Source organism: Dactylosporangium sp. CA-052675, assembly GCF_050947935.1.
Classification (GTDB): domain Bacteria; phylum Actinomycetota; class Actinomycetes; order Mycobacteriales; family Micromonosporaceae; genus Dactylosporangium.
This window is the reverse complement of the sequence record NZ_CP192010.1, coordinates 8,260,621-8,281,360: the sequence shown is the minus strand read 5'-3', so window position 1 is coordinate 8,281,360 and position 20,740 is coordinate 8,260,621. Positions and strand designations below refer to the sequence as shown.

The 20,740-nt window shown below is 72.2% G+C and carries 19 protein-coding genes; 17 read left to right on the top strand and 2 right to left on the bottom strand.

Annotated features, from left to right (window positions below; translation table 11 throughout):
* Positions 1-102: 102 nt before the first annotated feature.
* The 9 genes from ACQP1P_RS36730 to aroB all read left to right on the top strand — a co-directional run bounded on the left by ACQP1P_RS36730 (position 103) and on the right by aroB (position 9,077).
* Positions 103-549, top strand: a complete 447-nt coding sequence (locus ACQP1P_RS36730) for a DUF948 domain-containing protein (RefSeq protein ID WP_433090255.1) — start codon at positions 103-105, stop codon at positions 547-549.
* Positions 550-601: 52 nt separating this feature from the next.
* Entirely contained in the window at positions 602-868 is a 267-nt protein-coding gene (locus ACQP1P_RS36725) for a hypothetical protein (RefSeq protein ID WP_433078218.1), read from the top strand.
* A complete protein-coding gene (gene alaS, locus ACQP1P_RS36720; RefSeq protein ID WP_433078216.1) occupies positions 865-3,525 on the top strand; it encodes an alanine--tRNA ligase in 2,661 nt (886 codons plus the stop codon). The genes ACQP1P_RS36725 and alaS overlap by 4 nt, the downstream gene beginning before the upstream one ends.
* Before the next feature lie 270 nt (positions 3,526-3,795).
* Positions 3,796-4,263 (top strand): Holliday junction resolvase RuvX, encoded by a 468-nt coding sequence (gene ruvX / locus ACQP1P_RS36715; protein WP_433078214.1) that lies wholly within the window; start codon positions 3,796-3,798, stop codon positions 4,261-4,263.
* A gap of 22 nt (positions 4,264-4,285) precedes the next feature.
* Positions 4,286-5,482: an endolytic transglycosylase MltG gene (gene mltG / locus ACQP1P_RS36710; protein WP_433078212.1), complete on the top strand. Its 1,197-nt coding sequence runs from the start codon at positions 4,286-4,288 to the stop codon at positions 5,480-5,482.
* A 14-nt stretch (positions 5,483-5,496) separates the two neighbouring features.
* A complete protein-coding gene (locus ACQP1P_RS36705) occupies positions 5,497-6,282 on the top strand; it encodes a shikimate dehydrogenase (RefSeq protein WP_433090253.1) in 786 nt (261 codons plus the stop codon).
* A 55-nt stretch (positions 6,283-6,337) separates the two neighbouring features.
* Complete coding sequence (gene aroC, locus ACQP1P_RS36700) at positions 6,338-7,516, top strand: chorismate synthase (RefSeq protein WP_433078210.1); 1,179 nt, start codon at positions 6,338-6,340, stop codon at positions 7,514-7,516.
* Positions 7,513-8,022, top strand: coding sequence for a shikimate kinase (locus tag ACQP1P_RS36695; protein WP_433078209.1), 510 nt, complete (start codon positions 7,513-7,515; stop codon positions 8,020-8,022). The genes aroC and ACQP1P_RS36695 overlap by 4 nt, the downstream gene beginning before the upstream one ends.
* Entirely contained in the window at positions 8,019-9,077 is a 1,059-nt protein-coding gene (gene aroB, locus ACQP1P_RS36690) for a 3-dehydroquinate synthase (protein ID WP_433078207.1), read from the top strand. Before ACQP1P_RS36695 ends, aroB begins: the two co-directional genes overlap by 4 nt.
* 156 nt (positions 9,078-9,233) lie before the next feature.
* On the opposite strand, the gene mptB is transcribed toward aroB, so the two are convergent.
* Positions 9,234-10,586 carry a polyprenol phosphomannose-dependent alpha 1,6 mannosyltransferase MptB gene (gene mptB, locus ACQP1P_RS36685; RefSeq protein WP_433078205.1) on the bottom strand — a complete coding sequence of 451 codons (1,353 nt, stop codon included), beginning with the start codon at positions 10,584-10,586 and terminating at the stop codon, positions 9,234-9,236.
* 192 nt (positions 10,587-10,778) lie between these two features.
* Between mptB and efp the strand changes: the two genes are divergently transcribed.
* Positions 10,779-11,336, top strand: coding sequence for an elongation factor P (gene efp, locus ACQP1P_RS36680; protein ID WP_433078203.1), 558 nt, complete (start codon positions 10,779-10,781; stop codon positions 11,334-11,336).
* 41 nt (positions 11,337-11,377) lie between these two features.
* Positions 11,378-11,785 (top strand): transcription antitermination factor NusB, encoded by a 408-nt coding sequence (nusB, locus tag ACQP1P_RS36675; protein WP_433090251.1) that lies wholly within the window; start codon positions 11,378-11,380, stop codon positions 11,783-11,785.
* A gap of 166 nt (positions 11,786-11,951) precedes the next feature.
* Here nusB and bldD read toward each other — a convergent pair whose 3' ends face one another.
* Complete coding sequence (gene bldD / locus ACQP1P_RS36670) at positions 11,952-12,440, bottom strand: transcriptional regulator BldD (RefSeq protein ID WP_033356835.1); 489 nt, start codon at positions 12,438-12,440, stop codon at positions 11,952-11,954.
* Positions 12,441-12,631: 191 nt separating this feature from the next.
* Between bldD and pyrR the strand changes: the two genes are divergently transcribed.
* The 6 genes from pyrR to ACQP1P_RS36640 are packed head-to-tail and all read left to right on the top strand — an operon-like array spanning position 12,632 to position 20,728.
* Positions 12,632-13,201 (top strand): bifunctional pyr operon transcriptional regulator/uracil phosphoribosyltransferase PyrR, encoded by a 570-nt coding sequence (gene pyrR / locus ACQP1P_RS36665; RefSeq protein WP_433078201.1) that lies wholly within the window; start codon positions 12,632-12,634, stop codon positions 13,199-13,201.
* Entirely contained in the window at positions 13,198-14,112 is a 915-nt protein-coding gene (locus tag ACQP1P_RS36660; RefSeq protein WP_433078199.1) for an aspartate carbamoyltransferase catalytic subunit, read from the top strand. The genes pyrR and ACQP1P_RS36660 overlap by 4 nt, the downstream gene beginning before the upstream one ends.
* A 26-nt stretch (positions 14,113-14,138) precedes the next feature.
* Positions 14,139-15,335: a dihydroorotase gene (locus tag ACQP1P_RS36655; RefSeq protein ID WP_433090249.1), complete on the top strand. Its 1,197-nt coding sequence runs from the start codon at positions 14,139-14,141 to the stop codon at positions 15,333-15,335.
* Positions 15,332-16,444, top strand: coding sequence for a glutamine-hydrolyzing carbamoyl-phosphate synthase small subunit (carA, locus tag ACQP1P_RS36650; RefSeq protein ID WP_433078197.1), 1,113 nt, complete (start codon positions 15,332-15,334; stop codon positions 16,442-16,444). Before ACQP1P_RS36655 ends, carA begins: the two co-directional genes overlap by 4 nt.
* Positions 16,437-19,730, top strand: a complete 3,294-nt coding sequence (carB, locus tag ACQP1P_RS36645; RefSeq protein ID WP_433078195.1) for a carbamoyl-phosphate synthase large subunit — start codon at positions 16,437-16,439, stop codon at positions 19,728-19,730. The genes carA and carB overlap by 8 nt, the downstream gene beginning before the upstream one ends.
* Entirely contained in the window at positions 19,727-20,728 is a 1,002-nt protein-coding gene (locus ACQP1P_RS36640) for a quinone-dependent dihydroorotate dehydrogenase (RefSeq protein ID WP_433078193.1), read from the top strand. Before carB ends, ACQP1P_RS36640 begins: the two co-directional genes overlap by 4 nt.
* Positions 20,729-20,740: the final 12 nt, after the last annotated feature.

The following is a 20,740-nucleotide window of genomic DNA, read 5'->3' as shown; positions in this document are numbered from 1 at the left end:
CGCACATCCTGCGCCGGTCGAAGCGCGGCAATGCATCACGGAGGGTAGGGTTCCTCCGTTGGAATCACGCATTCATGCGGGTTGAGGAGGAACGGCGTGACCGTGTCCCTGGGCGGTATCGCGGCGCTGGTGGCGTCGGGTGGCTTCTTTGTGCTCGTCCTCGTGCTGGCCGTGCCCATCCTGCGCGCGCGGCACACGATCGACGCGGCTACCGGTGCGCTGCGCGACGCCGCCAACCAGACCACGCCGATGCTGGAGCGGGTCAACACCACGATCGACAACGTGAACACCGCGCTGACGCAGGTGCACACGACGCTCGACGGGGTCAACATGCAGCTCGCGCGGATCGACACGATCACCGAAAACGTGTCGCACGTCAGCGCGAACGTTGCGAACCTGTCCACGGTGGTCAGTGCGGCCGCGGCCAACCCGTTGGTGAAGGTCGCCGCGTTCGGCTACGGCGTGCGCAAGGCCGCGGCCAACCGGCGCCGTGACGCCGACGAGGCCGAGGTCCGCGAGCAGATCAAGCAGCGGCGCCGGCGCGGCTGAGCACCGCCGCCGACTGAAGGTACGACCAACACAACAAGGGAAGGGTTGAGCCATGCGGCGTCTGCTGTGGCTCGGAATCGGACTCGCCGTCGGGGCGCTGGTGGTCCGGGCGGTCACCAAGAAGGCCCAGGCCTTCACCCCGCAGGGCATCGCGGCGTCGGCGCGGGACGGTGCCATGGGCATCGCCGCCGGAGTGCGCAGCTTCGTGGACGACGTGCGCGACGGCATGGCCGAGCGTGAGGCCGAGATCCAGGCCGCGTTCGCCGACGGCCTGACCCTCGACGACGACCTTTACCCGGAAGGCCCGCAGTACCGATGAGAACCGCCGAGATCAAGCGACGCTTCCTCGCCCACTTCGAGAACAACGGGCACACGGTGGTGCCGTCGGCGCCGCTGCCGGCGATCGCGGACCCCAACCTGCTGTTCATCAACGCGGGCATGGTCCAGTTCGTGCCGTTCTTCCTCGGTCAGCGCACCCCGCCCTACAGCCGGGCCACGAGCGTGCAGAAGTGCATCCGCACGCCCGACATCGACGAGGTCGGCAAGACCAGCCGGCACGGCACGTTCTTCCAGATGAACGGCAACTTCAGCTTCGGCGACTACTTCAAGGAAGGCGCCATCAAGCTGGCCTGGGAGCTGTCGACGAACTCCGTCGCCGACGGCGGCTTCGGGCTGGACCCGGAGCGCATCTGGGCCACCGTCTACCTGGACGACGACGAGGCCATCGACATCTGGCGGCGCACGGGCCTGCCCGCCGAGCGCATCGTGCGGCGCGGCAAGAAGGACAACTTCTGGTCGATGGGCATCCCGGGCCCGGCCGGCCCCTGCTCGGAGCTGTACTACGACCGCGGCGACGCCTACGGCAAGGCCGGTGGCCCCGAGGTCGACGAGGACCGCTACCTGGAGTACTGGAACCTCGTCTTCATGCAGCACGAGATCACCAACGTGAAGTCGAAGGAGATCTTCGACATCGTCGGTGACCTGCCCAACAAGAACATCGACACCGGCATGGGCCTGGAGCGCATCGCCTCCATGCTGCAGGGCGTCGACAACCTGTACGAGATCGACGAGGTCCAGCCGATCCTGGCCAAGGCCGCGGAGCTGACCGGCAAGCGCTACGGCCAGGCCGTGTCCCACGTCGCCGCCGAGAGCCACCCCGACGACGTACGGCTGCGCGTCATCGCCGACCACGTGCGCACCGCGCTGATGGTCATCTCCGACGGCGTCATCCCGAGCAACGAGGGCCGCGGCTACGTGCTGCGCCGGATCCTGCGCCGCGCGATCCGCTCGATGCGCCTGCTCGGCTGGCAGGAGGGCCCGGCGCTGCCGCTGCTGCTGCCGATCGCCCGCGACTGCATGGCCCCGTCCTACCCCGAGGTCGCCGAGGAGTACGACCGGATCTCGCAGTACGCGTACGGCGAGGAGGAGCGCTTCCTGCAGACCCTCAACGCCGGCACCACGATCCTCGACCTGGCCGTCACCGAGACGAAGGCCAAGGGCGGCTCGCTGCTGGCCGGCGACAAGGCGTTCCAGCTGCACGACACCTACGGCTTCCCGATCGACCTGACCCTGGAGATCGCGGCCGAGCAGGGCCTGGCCGTGGACGAGGACGGCTTCCGCCGGCTCATGGCCGAGCAGAAGGCCAACGCCAAGGCCGACGCCCAGGCGCGCAAGACCGGCCACGCCGACCTGTCCGCCTACCGCGCGGCGCTGGAGGAGGGCGGCCCGGTCGAGTTCACCGGCTACCGCGAGGTCGCCCGCGAGTCCCGGGTCCGCTCCCTGCTCGGCGCGAAGGTGGCGGGGGAGGGCGAGGAGGTCTCGCTGGTCCTCGACGCGACCCCGTTCTACGCCGAGAGCGGCGGCCAGCTCGCCGACTCCGGGTTCATCACCCTCGGCGGCGGCAAGGTCGAGGTGCTCGACGTCCAGTCGCCGCTGCCCGGCCTCATCGTGCACCGCGCGCGCGTGGTGGCCGGCGAGGTCCACCCCGGCGACACCGCGTTCGCCGAGATCGACGTCGACCGGCGCCGGGCCGTGTCCCGGGCGCACACCGCGACGCACCTGATCCACCAGACGATGCGCAACTTCCTCGGCGAGTCGGCGACCCAGGCGGGCTCGCTCAACGCCCCGGGCCGGCTGCGCTTCGACTTCAACACCCCCGGGGCCGTGCCCGCGAGCGTCCTGCACGACGTGGAGCAGCAGGTCAACGAGGTGCTCCTGCGCGACCTGCTGGTGAACGCCTTCATCACCTCGCAGGAGGAGGCGCGCAAGATCGGCGCCATGGCGCTGTTCGGCGAGAAGTACGGCGACGAGGTCCGGGTCGTCGAGGTCGGCGACTACGCCCGCGAGCTGTGCGGCGGCACCCACGTCGAGCGCTCCTCGCAGCTGGGCCTGGTGAAGATCCTCTCCGAGGCGTCCGTCGGCTCCGGCGTGCGCCGCGTCGAGGCGCTGGTCGGCCTGGACGCGTTCAGTCACCTGGCCCGCGAGCACGTGCTCGTGTCCCGGCTGGCCGAGCTGTTCCGGGTCCCCGGCGACCAGGTGGCCGATCGCGTCGAGCAGACGGTCGCCCAGCTGCGCGACGCCGAGCGCGAGCTGGAGAAGCTGCGCACGCAGGTCGTGCTGGCCGGGGCGGGCGCGCTGGCCGAGGGGGCCCGCGACGTGCGCGGCATCGCGTTCGTCGGCACCGAGGCGCCCGAGGGCACGTCGGCCAACGAGGTGCGCACGCTGGTGCAGGAGATCCGCGGCCGCATCCCGGCGGACCGCCCGGCCGTCGTGGCCGTGACCTCGCGGGCGGGCGGCAAGGCGTCGCTGGTCGTGGCCGTCAACGCGGCCGGCAAGGACCGCGGCCTGAAGGCGGGCGACCTGGTCAAGGGCGCCCTGTCCGGCCGCGGCGGCGGCAACGCCGACCTCGCGCAGGGCGGCGGCGTCCCGGCCGCCGAGGCGCCGAACCTGCTCACCGCGGTCGAGAAGGCCCTGTAGACAGCAGCAGGCGAGGGCGGTCCCGGCAGGGGCCGCCCTTTTGCTGTCCGCGCCGATTCGCCGAAATCCGAAATACCGGACTCATCACCCGAGTGGGGGACGGTCCACGCAACCGGCGTGTCGGACGGTGACGCGGCGCGCACGGGTCGCGTCGCCGGCCGGAAAATCCCGTCCCGCCAACGGTTCAAGCCCGTCTCAGGCCTCCGTTCCCGGCACCCGGTCGAGCGGGGGGTGGAGCGTAACGGTGCGCGAAACGGTTATCGTGCGCGTGTGGAGCAGTGGACCCGGGGGAGGCGCCTCGGCATCGACGTGGGGTCGGTGCGGGTCGGCGTGGCCGTGTGTGACCCCGACGGCATCCTCGCCAGCCCCGTGGCCACCGTCGCGCGAGACCAGAAGACCGAGCCGGACAAGCAGCCGTCCGACATCTCGGAGATCCTGCGGTACGTCGCCGAGTACGAAGCCGTCGAGCTCGTCGTGGGCCTGCCGATCAACCTGGCCGGCCGCGAGGGTCCGGCGGCGACCCTCATCAGGCAGTATGCGGATCGGCTGGCCGCCGCGGCGGCGCCGGTGCCGGTCGTGCTGACGGACGAGAGGATGTCCACCGCGACGGCAGCACGTAGGCTGTCGGAGCGCGGCGTCCGAGGCAGGCGCCAGCGCGCGGTCGTCGACCAGGCGGCCGCGGTGGAGATCCTGCAGGGTTGGCTCGACGCCAGACGTGCCGGAGCAGTTCGTGGCTGAGCGCCCAGGAGGCAGAGTGCAGATGGACGAGCTGGATCTGGCGTGGGAGGACGAGGAGCGGCCGCGTCACCGGCACCGTTCCAACTCCAACTCCGCCCCGGCCAGGAAACGCAAGAAGGGCCGCGGCGGCAAGACGTTCCTCGCCTTCTTCATCAGCCTGCTGGTCGTCGGCGGCCTCGCGCTCGGTGTGTGGGTCGGCATCGACAAGGTCAAGAACATGTTCAACGCCCCCGACTACAACGGCGGGGGCACCGGCGAGGTGACGGTCGAGGTCGTGCAGGGCCAGCTCGCCGCCGACATCGCCAACACCCTCGTCGAGAAGGACGTCGTCAAGAGCGCCAAGGCGTTCATCGAGGCGGCCAAGAACGACGAGCGCAGCCGCAAGCTCCAGGCGGGCTTCTACAGCCTCCGCAAGCAGATGAAGGCCTCGGCCGCGCTGTCGCTCATGCTCGACCCGCGCAGCCGCGTCGTGAACAAGGTGACCCTGCCCGAGGGCCTGACCTGGCAGGACACGTTCAAGAAGCTGTCGGACGTCACGAAGATCCCCTACGCGGACTTCGAGAACGCGGCCAAGGACCCGAAGGCGCTCGGCGTCGGCGACGTCTGGTACACGCGGCAGGACAAGAAGGAGCGCGACCCGGGCATCGAGGGCTTCCTGTTCCCGGCGACCTACGACCTCCCGCCGAACGTCGACGCGGCCGGCATCCTGAAGATCATCATCGCCCGGTTCAACCAGGAGATCGAGAAGATCGGCTTCATCGACACGGTCCAGAGCGCGCTGCACATCTCGCCCTACGAGGCGCTCGTGGCGTCGTCGATCGCCCAGGTCGAGGGCCTCGACAAGGACCAGGCCGGCATCGTGCGGGTGCTGTACAACCGCGTCTACAGCGGCAAGTTCCCGTGCAACTGCCTGCAGGTCGACAGCACGGTCAACTACTACCTGCGGATCACGAACAAGGGCGCCAAGCCCTCGACCGAGCTGCTCAACAGCGAGATCCACAACAGAAACAACCCGTACAACACGCACGACTTCCCCGGCATGCCGCGCGGCCCGATCAGCAACCCGGGCAACAGCGCGCTGAGCGCGGCGATGAACCCGCCGAAGTCGGACTACTACTACTTCCTCGCCATCAACACGCAGGGTGACACCGCGTACGCCAAGACGTACTCGGAGTTCCAGCAGCTCTGGAGCCAGGCGCAGAAGAACGGCGTGAAGTAGTGCCCCGTGCCGCGGTGCTCGGCAAGCCGGTGGGCCACTCGCGCTCACCGGCGATCCACCGCGCCGGGTACGTCGCGGCGGGCCTGGGCGGCTGGACGTACGACGCCATCGAATGCGACGAGAGCGCCCTGGCGGATCTGGTCGGCGGGCTCGGCCCCGAGTGGGCCGGGCTCTCCCTGACCATGCCGCTCAAGGAGGCGGCCCTGCGGGTCGCGAACCTCGTCGACCCGTTCGCGGCGGCGATCGGCGCCGCGAACACGCTCGTGCGCCGGCCGTACGGCTGGCACGCGTACAACACCGACGCCCCCGGCATGGTGCGGGCCCTGCTGGAGGCCGGCGTCTCCCGCACGCCGGCCCTGGCCCTGCTGGGCGCCGGCGGCACGGCGAGGGCGGCGATCGCGGCCGCGGCCAGCCTGGCGGCGGACGTGACGGTCTACACGCGGCGCCCGGAGGCGGCCGAGGAGCTGCGCCCGGTGGCGGAGGCCCTGGACGTGGAGCTGACGGCGAGGCCCTGGGCGGCCGCCGCGGAGGCGGCCGCGGCCCCGGTGCTGATCTCGACGGTCCCGAAGGGCGCGGCCGACCACCTGGCGGTCGCGGACTTCTCCGCGCGGCCGGTGGTCTTCGACGCGATCTACGACCCCTGGCCGACCCCGCTGGCGGCGGCGGCCCAGCGCGCGGGCTGCCCGATCGTCTCGGGCCTGGACCTGCTCCTGTGGCAGGCGGTGGACCAGTTCGAGCTCTTCACCTCGGCCAAGGCGCCCGTCGCCGCGATGCGCGCGGCCCTGTCCGCCACCAGGTGAGATCGGCGCGGGCCGGCGGGCCGCCGGGTAACACGCACGTGACAAACTGGCGAGCGTGCTGCGCTGGTTGACTGCTGGGGAATCCCATGGCCCGGCGCTCGTCGCGATCCTCGAGGGCGTGCCCGCCGGGGTGGAGCTGACGAGTGCGTCCGTGGCGGCCGAGCTCGCCCGTCGACGCCTCGGCTACGGCCGCGGCGCCCGGATGGCCTTCGAGCAGGACGTCGTCGAGTTCATCGGCGGCCTCCGGCACGGGCTGACGCTCGGGAGCCCGGTCGCGATCCGGGTCGCCAACAGCGAGTGGCCCAAGTGGGAGACGGTCATGTCCGCCGACCCGGTCGACCCCGAGCTCCTCGCGGCCCAGGCCCGCAACGCCCCGCTGACCCGGCCCCGGCCCGGCCACGCGGACCTGGCGGGCATGCAGAAGTACGGCCACACCGACGCCCGCCCGATCCTCGAGCGCGCCAGCGCCCGCGAGACCGCGGCGCGGGTCGCCGTGGGCACGGTCGCCAAGGCCATGCTGCGCCAGGCCCTCGGCATCCAGATCGTTTCGCACGTCATCGAGCTCGGCTCGGTCGCGGCCAAGCCCGGCCTGCTGCCCACCCCCGAGGACTTCGAGCGCATCGACGCCGACCCGCTGCGCTGCCTCGACCCGGACGCGAGCGCCCGCATGGTCGAGGAGGTCGACGCGGCCAAGAAGGACGCCGACACGCTGGGCGGGATCGTGGAGGTGCTGGCGTACGGCGTGCCCCCGGGCCTCGGCAGCCACGTGCAGTGGGACCGCAAGCTCGACGCCCGCCTGGCCACCGCGCTCATGTCGATCCAGGCGATCAAGGGCGTGGAGATCGGCGACGCGTTCACCCAGGCCCGCTCGCGCGGCTCGGTGGCCCACGACGAGATCGTCAACACCCCCGACGGCGTCAAGCGCGTCACCGACCGCGCCGGCGGCCTCGAGGGCGGCATCACCACCGGCGAGCCCCTGCGCGTGCGCGCCGCGATGAAGCCGATCTCGTCGCTCAACCGCGCCCTGCAGACCGTCGACGTGACCACGGGCGAGGCGGCGACGGCGATCAACCAGCGCTCGGACGTCTGTGCCGTGCCGGCCGCGGCGGTCGTGGCCGAGGCCATGGTCGCCCTGGTGCTGGCCGAGGCGGCGCTGGAGAAGTTCGGCGGCGACTCGGTGCCGGAGATCCGCCGCAACCTGGCCGGCTACCTCGAGAACCTGGTGATCAGGTGAGCCCGCGCGCGGTGCTCGTCGGCGCGCCCGGCGCCGGGAAGACGACGGTGGGGGAGCTGCTCGCCGAGCGCCTCGGCGTGGCGTTCCGCGACGCCGACGCCCTCATCGAGGCCGAGGCCGGCAAGCCCATCCCCGAGATCTTCTTCGACGAGGGCGAGGAGCACTTCCGGGCCCTCGAACGGGCCACGATCCGCGCCGCCCTCGACAGCTTCGACGGCGTGCTCGCCCTCGGCGGCGGCGCGATCCTGGCCGAGGAGACCCGCAAGGCGCTGGCCGGGCACACGGTGGTGTACCTCTCCGTCGAGTTCGCCGACGCCCTGTCCCGCGTCGGCCTCGGCGCCGGCCGCCCCCTGCTCGCCATCAACCCGCGGGCCACGCTCAAGCACCTGCTCGACCAGCGCCGCCCGCTCTACGAGGAGGTGGCGACCGTGACCGTGCCGACCGGCGGCCGCACGCCCGAGGAGATCGCCGAGCAGCTGGCCGAGCGCCTGGCGGGGGCGGTATGAAGCTCGTCGACGTGTCCGGCTACGCCGTGCGGATCGGCCGCGGTGCCGGTGACGCCGTGGCCGACCTGGTCAAGGGGGCCGCTCAGGTCGCCGTGATCTTCGCCGGCCCGGTGCGCGCGCACGCGGCCCGGATCGAGGCCGCCCTGACCGCGGCGGGTGCCACGGTGCTGCCGATCGAGGTCCCCGACGCCGAGGCCGGCAAGGACATCGCGGTCGCGGCCCGCTGCTGGGACGAGCTCGGCGCGGCCGCCTTCACCCGCACCGACGCGGTCGTCGGGGTCGGCGGCGGCGCGGTGACCGACCTGGCCGGCTTCGTCGCGGCGTGCTGGCTGCGCGGCGTGCGCCTGGTGACGGTGCCGACGAGCCTGCTCGGCATGGTCGACGCGGCCGTCGGCGGCAAGACCGGCGTCAACACCGCGGCCGGCAAGAACCTCGTGGGCGCGTTCTACCCGCCGGCCGGGGTCCTGTGCGACCTGGCCGCCCTGGACACCCTGCCCGAGGAGGACCTGCGCGCGGGCATGGCCGAGATCGTCAAGTGCGGCTTCATCGCCGACCCGGCGATCCTGGACCTCATCGAGGCCGACCCGGCCGCGGCCCTCGACCCGCGCGGCGACGTGCTCGCCGAGCTGATCGAGCGCTCCGTGGCCGTCAAGGCGCGGGTGGTCTCCGAGGACCTGCGCGAGAGCGGCCTGCGCGAGATCCTCAACTACGGCCACACGCTGGGCCACGCGATCGAGCGGCGGGAGCTGTACCGCTGGAAGCACGGCCACGCCATCAGCGTCGGCCTCGTCTACGCCGCCGAGCTCGGCCGGCTCTCGGGCCGCCTCGGCGCGGACGTGGCCGACCGGCACCGGGCCATCCTCGAGCGCCTCGGCCTGCCGATTGCGTACCCGGCCGGCGCCTGGGACGACCTGCACGCCGCGATGCGGGTCGACAAGAAGGCCCGCGGCTCGATGCTGCGCTTCGTGGTGCTCGACGCCCTGGCGGCGCCCGGCACGCTGGAGGGCCCCTCCGACGAGCTGCTGCGGGCCGCGTACACCGCCGTAGCGGCGTAACCACCCTCGAAGGCCGGTGCGCCCAGTCTGGCTCGGTGAGGCTTCGCGGAGGCCGACCCAGACCAGGCGTCCTGGCGGGAGCGACGGTCCGGACCCCGACGGCCCGAGCAAGAATCCCCGGCAGGGTATAAATCCGGCATGTCGGGTGCGGCGTGCTCAGGCGGCGGGCACGGCCGCCAAGGGGACCGCGACCGGCGGGCGCATCCGCAGGTAGAGCAGCCCGGCCACGGTGCCCACGACCGCCGCGACCACCGCCTCCGGAAACCCCGGCGCGCCGGTCGGCAGCAGGAAGAGCGCCAGGCCCACCGAGCCCCACACGGCCGCCTGCGGCACCCGGCGCAGGCCCGCGGCCAGGGGCACGAAGGCCCACAGCAGGTACCACGGATGCACGACCGGCCCGAGCAGGATGATCGAGCTCAGCGCCAGCCCCAGCCCGGCCACCGGGTTCGGGGCGCGCAGGAGCGCCCAGCCCGCCAGCAGGCAGCCGGCCACCGCGGCCACGGTGCGGATGATCTGCATCGGCTCCGGCCAGCCCACCGCGCCGAGCAGCAGCCCCAGGTCGGTGCTGAACGACAGGCCGTTGCGCACCGACGTCGGGGTGCGCATCGCGCCGACCCAGCCGAGGCCGAGCCCGGACGCGAGCTGCAGCCCGGCGGCCGACGCGGCCGCGGCCGCCCCGATGCGCGGCCACGCGCGCGGGGCGAGCACCAGCACGGTGAGCAGGGCCAGGGCGGCCGGGGCCTTGATCAGGGCGGCGGCGCTGATGAGGGCGGCGCCGAGCGCGGGGTGGCGGCGGAGCGCGGCGTAGATGCCGGCCGTCATCAGGCCCACCATGAGCGCGTCGTTGTGCATGCCCGCCACCAGGTGCAGCAGGAGCAGCGGGTTCAGGGCGCCGAACCACAGGGCCCGCTGGGGCGCGACGCCGACGCGCGCCGCGATGCCGGGCAGGCACAGCACCACCAGGGCCACGCCGGCCAGGGCGATCAGGCGGAAGGCCCAGACGCCGAGCATCACGTGCTCGCCGGTGAGGTTGACCACGGCGGCGGCCGCGCGCAGGAACAGCGGCCCGTAGGGCGCCGGGGTGTTCTGCCAGATCGCGGGGACCTCCGCGGCGAAGGGGCCGCCCATGGCGCTGGGGCCGGACCTGTACGCGTCGAACCCCTCGTGCACCATCGCGCCCTGAGCCAGGTAGCTGTACACGTCCTGGGAGAACATCGGCGGGACGAGCACCAGCGGGGCCGCCCAGCACAGCAGCGTGCGCACGAGGTCGGCCGGGGTGTGCTCGTCCAGCGTGCGCCGCAGCCGCAGCCAGGCGCCGCACAGCAGGGCGATCCCCAGGTAGGCCGCCGCGATCGCCACCAGTGGGAAGTGCCGCAGCTCGCGGATCACCGGCCAGTGGGCGAACGGGTCACCGCGTTCGGGAAGAGCGCCCGCGGCCAGGCCGCCCAGGGCGATGGCGACGGATCCGGCGAAGCCCAGGGTACGGTTGAGGAGGTCCGGTCTTCCCACCCCGGCACGCTGGCAGAGTCAGGTGTCTCGATGGATACGGAAAGATGAACACGGGCCGCTGCGCCCGGTACACTGCGTCGGGCCACTCCTGCCTTCCCGGTACACTTCACCGGGCCTTTTTCCCGCGTACCGCTCGGGATCACATCTTCCCGGTCCGCTGGGCCGGCAGTGACGAAAGTGACGTCAAATCACATGGCAACCACGAACGACCTGAAGAACGGCCTGGTGCTCAACCTCGACGGCGACCTGTGGACCGTCGTTGAGTTCCAGCATGTCAAGCCGGGCAAGGGCGGCGCGTTCGTGCGGACCACCCTCAAGAACGTGCTCTCCGGCAAGGTGGTCGACCGCACGTTCAACGCCGGCACCAAGGTCGAGACGGCCACCGTCGACAAGCGCACGATGCAGTACCTCTACGCCGACGGTGACGACTTCGTGTTCATGGACCTGGACACGTACGACCAGATCACCGTCCCCGGCGGGGTCGTCGGCGAGGCGAGCAAGTTCCTGCTCCCCGAGGCCGAGGTGATCGTCGCCACGCACGAGGAGGCCCCGCTCTACGTCGAGCTGCCGACCTCGGTGATCCTCGAGGTCACCTACACCGAGCCGGGCCTGCAGGGCGACCGCTCCACCGGCGGCACCAAGCCGGCCACCGTCGAGACCGGCGCGACCGTCAACGTGCCCCTGTTCATCTCGACCGGCGAGAAGATCAAGGTCGACACCCGCGACAGCCGTTACCTGGGCCGCGCGTGACCGGTAGCAACTCCTTCCTGGGCGGTGACGTCACCGCCCAGATGACGGCCCGCCGTAAGGCTCGCAAGCGGGCCCTGGACGTGCTGTACATGGCCGACCTGCGCAGGGAGTCGCGCGGGTCGGTCCTGGCCGCCTACGTGGCCAACCTGGAGGAGCCGAAGCCGTCCTACCTGCCCTACACGGTCCGCCTGGTCGAGGGCGTCGAGGACCACTCGGCCCGCATCGACGAGCTGCTGGCCAGCTACGCCGAGGGCTGGACGCTGGAGCGGATGCCGGTGGTGGACCGCAACCTGGCCCGCATCGCCGTCTACGAGCTGCTCTACAACGACGAGATCGACAACCCGGTGGCGATCACCGAGGCCGTCGAGCTGGCCGAGACGCTCTCCACGGACGACTCGCCCCGCTTCCTCAACGGCATCCTGGGCCGGATCGCCGACTACGCCACCTGAGCGTTCTTTCCAGGGCCCGGACCGTGTCACCTGCGGACCGTTCCTCCCGGGAGACTCGGGCCGGGGCCCAGCTTCGCCGGCCCTGGCCCTGCGACCGCGCGGTGGCAAGAGCGGAGAAGGGCCGCACTCGATGCCGAGTGCGGCCCTTCGTCATGCCTTGAGCGGGTCAGCTCTGGAACAGGCTCCGCGGGTCGGTGACCAGCACGCCGTGCTCGTTGAGGCGCTCGACCAGGCCCGACGGCGAGGCGTCGTAGACGATCGCCAGGGCGCGCAGGTCGTCGGCGCGGATGGACAGCACGCGGCCGTTGTAGTCGCCGCGCTGCTGCTGGATGGCCCGGGCGTACCGGGCGACGTAGGCGAGGTCCTCGGCGCCGGCGTCGTAGAGGCGCTCCAGGTCGAGGACGATCTTGTTGGTGGGCTCGTGGCGCACCCCGCTGCCCTCGGGCAGCAGCTCGGCGACGGGCACGCGGTAGAACTCGGCCAGCTCGGCCAGGCGAGAGACGGTGACGGCACGGTCGCCACGCTCATACGACCCGACGACGACGGCCTTCCAGCGCCCGGCCGACTTCTCCTCGACACCCTGCAGAGACAGCCCCTGCTGCTGTCGGATGGAGCGCAGGCGAGCACCAAGAGACTTGGCGTACTCAGACGGCATACGGACACTCCCAGTCACTGGCCTGAGGGGTTTCCCCAGCGATCGCTACGGAGCGTGACCGTAACTGGCGCGCGACGCGGGGTCAAGTGGTCGAGACCCTTCCGTTGCCCTGGTCAGGGCGGTTGTTAGGGTAGTTGACGTTCGACGTCCTTTAACGACCCGTCCGGCGAGGCGGGGAAGGAGGTCTGGTTTTGTCGTCCCCGACAACCGGCACTGAGCTGGGTAAAACCATCCTAACGGCGGCAGATGTCGCCCGTGTGGTGGACCGGATTGCCCATCAGATTCTGGAAAAGACGTCCGGCGCGGCCGAAACGGTGCTGCTGGGCATACCTACTCGTGGCGTACCGCTGGCTCGCCGTCTGGCCGCCCGGATCGCCGCGTTCGAGGGCTTTGATGTCCCGGTGGGTGTGTTGGACATCACCCTCTACCGGGACGATCTTCGGCTCCACGCGACACGTGCTGTGGGTCACACGGAAATTCCACCGGGCGGCCTCGACGGGCGCCGCGTGATCCTCGTGGACGACGTGCTGTTCTCCGGGCGCACGGTCCGCGCCGCGCTCGACGCGCTCAAGGATCTCGGCCGGCCCCGCGCCGTCCAGCTGGCCGTGCTGGTCGACCGCGGCCACCGCGAGCTGCCCATCCGGGCCGACTACGTGGGCAAGAACATCCCGACGTCCATGGACGAGAGCGTGCGGGTGCTGACGGCCGAGATCGACGGCGGCGACGCCGTCATGATCAAGAGCAAGGGGGACCGGGCATGATCAAGCACCTGCTCAGCGCGGCCGACCTCGACGCGCCGACCGCCACCCTGGTGCTGGACACCGCCGAGGAGATGGCGAGCCTGGCCGCGCGGGAGGTCAAGAAGCTGCCCACGCTGCGCGGGCGGACCGTGGTGAACCTCTTCTACGAGGACTCCACCCGCACCCGCATCTCCTTCGAGGCCGCGGCCAAGCGCCTGTCCGCCGACGTCATCAACTTCTCCGCCAAGGGCTCCAGCGTCTCCAAGGGTGAAAGTCTCAAGGACACGGCGCTGACGCTGCAGGCGATGGGCGCCGACGCCGTGGTGGTGCGCCACCCGGCCAGCGGGGCGCCGCACCGGCTCGCCAACTGGGTCGAGGGGAGCGTGGTCAACGCCGGCGACGGCACCCACGAGCACCCGACGCAGGCGCTGCTGGACGCGTACACCATGCGCAGCCGCCTGCGCCGCCTCGCCGGGCTCAACGTCGCGATCGTCGGCGACGTGCTGCACTCGCGGGTCGCGCGCTCCAACGTGCAGCTGCTGCACACGCTCGGGGCCAAGGTGACGCTCGTCGCACCGCCGACGCTGCTGCCGGTCGGTGTCGAGGCGTGGCCCGCCGCCACCTGCTACGACCTCGACGCGGTGGTGCCCGGCGCCGACGTGGTGATGATGCTGCGCGTGCAGCGGGAGCGCATGAACCAGGCGTACTTCCCCTCCGAGCGCGAGTACTCTCGCCGCTACGGCTTCGACGTCCCCCGCATGCGCCGCCTGCCCGAGCACGCGATCGTCATGCACCCGGGCCCGATGAACCGCGGCATGGAGATCGCGCCCGAGGTGGCCGACTCCGCCCGCTCCACGATCGTCGAACAGGTCGCCAACGGCGTCTCCGTGCGGATGGCCGTGCTCTACCTGCTGCTCGGAGGAAAATCGTGATCATCTCCAACACCCAGCTCGGCGAGATCACCGTCGAGGACGGCGTCATCGTCGCGATCGACCCGGCGAGGACCGGGACCGCCATCGCGCTGCCCGGCCTCGTGGACCTGCACACCCACCTGCGCGAGCCCGGCCGCGAGGACGCCGAGACCGTCGAGTCCGGCTCCCGGGCCGCGGCCCTGGGCGGCTACACGGCCGTGTGCGCGATGGCCAACACCTCGCCGGTCGCCGACACCGCGGGCGTGGTCGAGCAGGTGTGGCGGCTCGGGCGCGAGGCCGGCCTGGTCGACGTCCAGCCGATCGGGGCCGTGACCGTCGGCCTGGCCGGCGAGCAGCTCGCCGAGCTCGGCGCGATGGCCGAGTCCGCGGCCAAGGTCCGGGTCTTCTCCGACGACGGGCACTGCGTGCACGACCCGCGGCTCATGCGCCGCGCGCTGGAGTACGTGAAGGCCTTCGACGGGGTGATCGCCCAGCACGCCGAGGAGCCGCGGCTGACCACCGGCGCGCAGATGAACGAGGGCGCGGTCGCCGCGCGGCTCGGGCTCACCGGCTGGCCGGCCGTCGCCGAGGAGGCGATCATCGCCCGCGACGTGCTGCTGGCCGGGCACGTGGGCGCGCGGCTGCACATCTGCCACGTCTCCACCGCCGGCAGCGTCGAGCTGATCCGCTGGGCCAAGTCCAAGGGCTGGCGGGTCACGGCCGAGGTCACGCCGCACCACCTGCTGCTCACCGAGGACCGTGCCACCCAGTACGACCCGGTCTTCAAGGTCAACCCGCCGCTGCGCACCGAGGCCGACGTGCTGGCCCTGCGCGCGGGCCTGCTGGACGGCACCATCGACTGCGTCGCCACCGACCACGCCCCGCACAGCGTGGAGGACAAGGAGTGCGAGTGGGCGTACGCCCGGCCGGGCATGCTCGGGCTGGAGACGGCGCTGGCGATCGTGGTGCAGACGATGGGCCCGCGCTGGGACCGCATCGCCGAATGGATGTCGGCCGCGCCCGCCCGCATCGCCGGGCTGAGCGGGCACGGGACGCCGCTGGCCGTCGGGCAGCCCGCCAACATCGCGATCTTCGACCCGGGCGTGCGCTGGACCGTCGACCCGACGGCCCTGGCCAGCCGCTCCCGCAACACCCCCTACGCCGGAATGGAGCTGCGCGGCCGCATCGACGCGACCTACCTGCGCGGCGAGCCGACGGTGCTGAACGGAAAGGCAACACGGTGAGGCGCAGAGAAGCCCTGCTCGTCCTGGAGGACGGGCGCACCTTCCGGGGCGAGGCGTTCGGTGGCATCGGCGAGACCTTCGGCGAGGCCGTCTTCAACACCGGCATGACCGGCTACCAGGAGACGCTCACCGACCCCTCCTACCACCGCCAGGTCGTCGTGCAGACCGCGCCGCAGATCGGCAACACCGGGGTCAACGGCGAGGACGACGAGTCCGACCGGATCTGGGTGGCCGGCTACGTGCTGCGCGACCCGTCCCGCACCCACTCCAACTGGCGCGCCACCGGCAGCCTCGAGGACCGGCTGGCCGCCGAGAACGTGGTCGGCATCAGCGGCGTCGACACCCGGGCCCTCACCCGGCACCTGCGCGAGCGCGGGGCCATGCGGGTCGGCGTCTCCAGCGTCGAGAGCGACCCCGAGGCCCTGCTCGATCGGGTCCGCCGGCAGCCGCAGATGCTCGGCGCCGACCTGTCCGCCGAGGTCAGCACGGCGCAGCGGTACACCGTGCAGGCCGAGGGCGAGCACCGGTTCACGGTCGCCGCGATCGACCTCGGGATCAAGCGCAACGTCCCGCGCCGGCTCGCCGCCCGCGGGGTCACCACCCACGTGCTGCCCGCCTCGGCGACGCTCGAGGACATCCGGGCGCTCGGCGCCGACGCGGTGTTCTTCTCGCCCGGCCCCGGCGACCCGGCGACCGCCGACGGCCCGGTGAACCTGGCCAAGTCGGTGCTGGGCGCGCGCATCCCGCTCTTCGGCATCTGCTTCGGCAGCCAGATCCTCGGCCGGGCGCTCGGCTTCGGCACCTACAAGCTCGGCTACGGCCACCGCGGCATCAACCAGCCGGTGCTCGACCGCACCACCGGCAAGGTCGAGGTCACCAGCCACAACCACGGCTTCGCGGTCGACGCGCCGCTCGACGCCCGGGCCGACACCGAGTTCGGCGCCGTCGAGGTCAGCCACGTCTGCCTCAACGACAAGGTGGTCGAGGGCCTGCGCTGCCTCGACACGCCGGCCTTCACCGTGCAGTACCACCCGGAGGCGGCAGCGGGGCCGCACGACGCGGATTACCTGTTCGATCGATTCGCGGAGCTGATGCAGACCAATGCCTAAGCGCACCGACCTCCGGCACGTCCTCGTCATCGGATCCGGTCCGATCGTCATCGGGCAGGCGTGCGAGTTCGACTACTCCGGCACCCAGGCCTGCCGCGTGCTGCGGGCCGAGGGCCTGCGGGTCAGCCTGGTGAACAGCAACCCGGCGACCATCATGACCGACCCCGAGTTCGCCGACGCGACCTACGTCGAGCCGATCACGCCCGAGTTCGTCGAGCAGGTGATCGCCAAGGAGCGCCCCGACGCGCTGCTGGCCACCCTCGGCGGGCAGACCGCGCTCAACACCGCGGTGGCGCTGCACGAGGCCGGCGTGCTGGAGAAGTACGGCGTCGAGCTCATCGGCGCCGACGTCGAGGCCATCCGCCGCGGCGAGGACCGGCAGCTGTTCAAGGACATCGTCGCCCGCGCCGGCGGCGAGACGCCCCGCTCGCGGGTGTGCCACTCCATGGACGAGGTGCACGCCACCGTCGCCGAGCTCGGCCTGCCCGTCGTGATCCGGCCGTCGTTCACCATGGGCGGGCTCGGCTCCGGCATGGCCCACACCCCCGAGGACCTCGACCGGCTGGCCGGCGGCGGCCTGGCCGCCTCGCCCGTGCACGAGGTGCTCATCGAGGAGAGCGTGCTGGGCTGGAAGGAGTACGAGCTCGAGCTGATGCGCGACAAGCACGACAACGTCGTCGTCGTGTGCTCGATCGAGAACGTGGACGCGATGGGCGTGCACACCGGCGACTCGGTGACCGTCGCGCCGGCGATGACGCTCACCGACGTGGAGTACCAGAAGCTGCGCGATCTCGGCATCGCCGTGCTGCGCGAGGTCGGGGTCGACACCGGCGGCTGCAACATCCAGTTCGCGGTGAACCCGGCCACCGGGCGGCTCGTGGTCATCGAGATGAACCCGCGGGTGTCGCGCTCCAGCGCGCTGGCCTCGAAGGCGACCGGCTTCCCGATCGCGAAGATCGCCGCGAAGCTCGCCATCGGCTACACGCTCGACGAGATCCCCAACGACATCACGCTCAAGACGCCGGCCGCGTTCGAGCCGTCGCTGGACTACGTCGTGGTGAAGATCCCGCGCTTCGCGTTCGAGAAGTTCCCCGGCGCCGACGCCGAGCTCACCACCACGATGAAGTCGGTCGGCGAGGCGATGTCGCTCGGGCGGACCTTCGCCGAGGCGCTGGGCAAGGCCATGCGCTCGATGGAGACGAAGGCCGCGGGCTTCTGGACGGTGCCGGACGCGTCGCTGCTGGGCGACCTGCGCGTCCCGCACGACGGGCGCCTCTACACCGCGGAGCTGGCCCTGCGCCAGGGTCACTCCGTCGAGGAGGTCGCGGCCGCGTCGGGCTTCGACCCGTGGTTCGTCGACCAGCTCGCCGCGCTCGTGGAGCTGCGGGCCGAGATCGTCGACGCCGCCGTGCTCGACCTGCCGCTGCTGCGCCGGGCCAAGCGCGCCGGGCTGTCGGACCGGCAGATCGCCGCGCTGCGGCCCGAGTTCGCCGGCGAGGACGGGGTGCGCTCGCTGCGCCACCGCCTCGGGCTGCGGCCGGTCTACAAGACGGTCGACACCTGCGCCGCCGAGTTCGCGGCCGGCACGCCGTACCACTACAGCACCTACGAGGACGAGACCGAGGTCACCCCGTCCGACCGGCCGAAGGTGATCATCCTGGGCTCCGGCCCGAACCGCATCGGCCAGGGCATCGAGTTCGACTACTCGTGCGTGCACGCGGTCATGGCGCTGCGGGCCAAGGGCTTCGAGACGGTCATGGTCAACTGCAACCCGGAGACCGTCTCCACCGACTACGACACCGCCGACCGGCTGTACTTCGAGCCGCTCACCTTCGAGGACGTCCTCGAGGTCGTGCACGCCGAGGACACCTCGGGCCGGGCCGCGGGCGGCCCCGGCGTCGTGGGCGTCATCGTGCAGCTGGGCGGGCAGACCCCGCTCGGGCTCGCCGAGCGCCTGGAGCGGGCCGGGGTGCCGATCGTGGGCACGTCGCCCGCGGCGATCGACCTCGCCGAGGACCGCGGCCTCTTCGGCCAGCTGCTCACCGAGGCCGGGCTGCGCTCGCCCGCGCACGGCACCGCGACCACGTTCCCGGAGGCCAAGCGGATCGCCGACGAGATCGGCTACCCGGTGCTGGTGCGCCCGTCCTACGTGCTCGGCGGGCGGGGCATGGAGATCGTCTACGACGAGCCGACCCTGCGCGACTACATCGGCCGGGCCACCGAGATCTCGCCCGCGCACCCGGTGCTCGTCGACCGCTTCCTCGACGACGCCATCGAGATCGACGTCGACGCGCTGTGCGACGCGACCGGCGAGGTGTATCTCGGCGGCGTGATGGAGCACATCGAGGAGGCCGGCATCCACTCCGGCGACTCGTCCTGCGCGCTGCCGCCGATCACGCTCGCGGCCGTGCACCTGGCCGAGGTACGCCGGTACACGGTCGCCATCGCGCGCGGGATCGGGGTGCGGGGGCTGCTCAACGTGCAGTACGCGCTCAAGGACGACGTGCTGTACGTCCTCGAGGCCAACCCGCGCGCCTCCCGTACGGTGCCGTTCGTGTCCAAGGCGACGGCGGTGCCGCTGGCCAAGGCGGCCGCCCGCATCGCGCTCGGGGCCACCGTCGCCGAGCTGCGCGCGGAGGGGCTGCTGCCGGCCGAGGGCGACGGGGGCACGGTGCCCGAGCACGCGCCGGTCGCCGTGAAGGAGGCGGTGCTGCCGTTCAAGCGGTTCCGCACCGCCGACGGCAAGGGCGTGGACAACCTGCTCGGCCCCGAGATGAAGTCGACCGGCGAGGTCATGGGCATCGACCCGTCCTTCGGGCACGCCTTCGCCAAGTCGCAGGCGGCCGCGTACGGCTCGCTGCCCACCTCCGGCACGGTGCTCGTCACGGTGGCCAACCGGGACAAGCGCGGGATCGTCTTCCCGGTCAAGCGCCTCGCCGACCTCGGCTTCGCGATCGTGGCCACGGCCGGCACCGGGGAGGTGCTGCGCCGCTACGGCGTGGCGTGCGAGATCGTGCCCAAGCACTTCGAGGAGGGCGCCGGGCGCAACGCCGTCTCCCTCATCGCGGGCGGCGAGGTCGACCTGGTGATCAACACCCCGCAGGGCTCCAGCGGGCGCCAGGACGGCTACGAGATCCGCAGCGCGGCCGTCGTCTCCGACATCCCCTGCATCACGACCCTGCCGGGCGCGGCGGCCGCGGTGATGGGCGTCGAGGCGCTCATCCGCGGGGAGATGACGGTCCGCCCGCTGCAGGAGCTGCACGCGGCCCTGCGGCAGGCGCGGTGAGCGGCCTCTACGAGCGCACGGTCCGCCCGGTCCTGTTCCGGCTGCACGGCGGCGACGCCGAGTCGGTGCACGAGCGGACCCTGCGCATGCTCGCGCGGCTGCCCCGGGCGCGGCGGGCCCTGAGCCCGCCCGGGGCCCGCCGGACCGTGTTCGGGGTGGACTTCCCGAACCCGGTCGGGCTCGCCGCCGGCATGGACAAGGACGGCCGGGCGCTGGGCGCCTGGCCGCGGCTGGGCTTCGGCTTCGTCGAGGTGGGCACCGTCACCCGCCACGCCCAGCCGGGCAACGACCGGCCGCGGCTGTTCCGCCTGCCCGAGCACGAGGCGATCGTGAACCGGATGGGCTTCAACAACGCCGGCGCCGAGGCCCTCGCGGCCCGGCTGCGGGCGCTGGGGCCGCTGCCGGTGCCGCTGGGCATCAGTCTGGGCAAGTCGAAGGTGACCCCGCTGACCGGCGCCGTCGAGGACTACGTGCACAGCTTCCGGCAGCTGTACGGCCTGGGCTCGTACTTCGCCGTCAACGTCAGCTCGCCCAACACGCCGGGCCTGCGCGAGCTGCAGGACAAGGCGCACCTGTCGGCCCTGCTCGGGGCCCTGCGCTCGGAGGCCCAGGCGCTCGGCGGCGAGGTGCCGATCCTGGTCAAGGTCGCCCCCGACCTGACCGAGACCGCCCTGGGCGACCTGCTCGACGTCTGCCTCGGGCTGGGCGTGGCGGGGCTCATCGCGACCAACACGACCGTCGAGCGGCCCGGCGTGACGACTCCGGAGGCCGGCGGGCTCAGCGGGCGGCCGCTCGCCCCGCGGGCCCTGGAGGTCGTGCGGTTCGTGGCCAAGGAGTCCGGGCTGCCGGTCATCGGGGTGGGCGGCATCACGCGCCCCGACGACGCCGCCCGGATGCTCGACGCGGGCGCCGCGCTCGTGCAGCTCTACACCGGGTTCATCTACCACGGCCCGGCGCTCGTGCGCGGGGCCGTCGCAGCGACGAGGAGCGCGACGTGACTGATGCTTTCG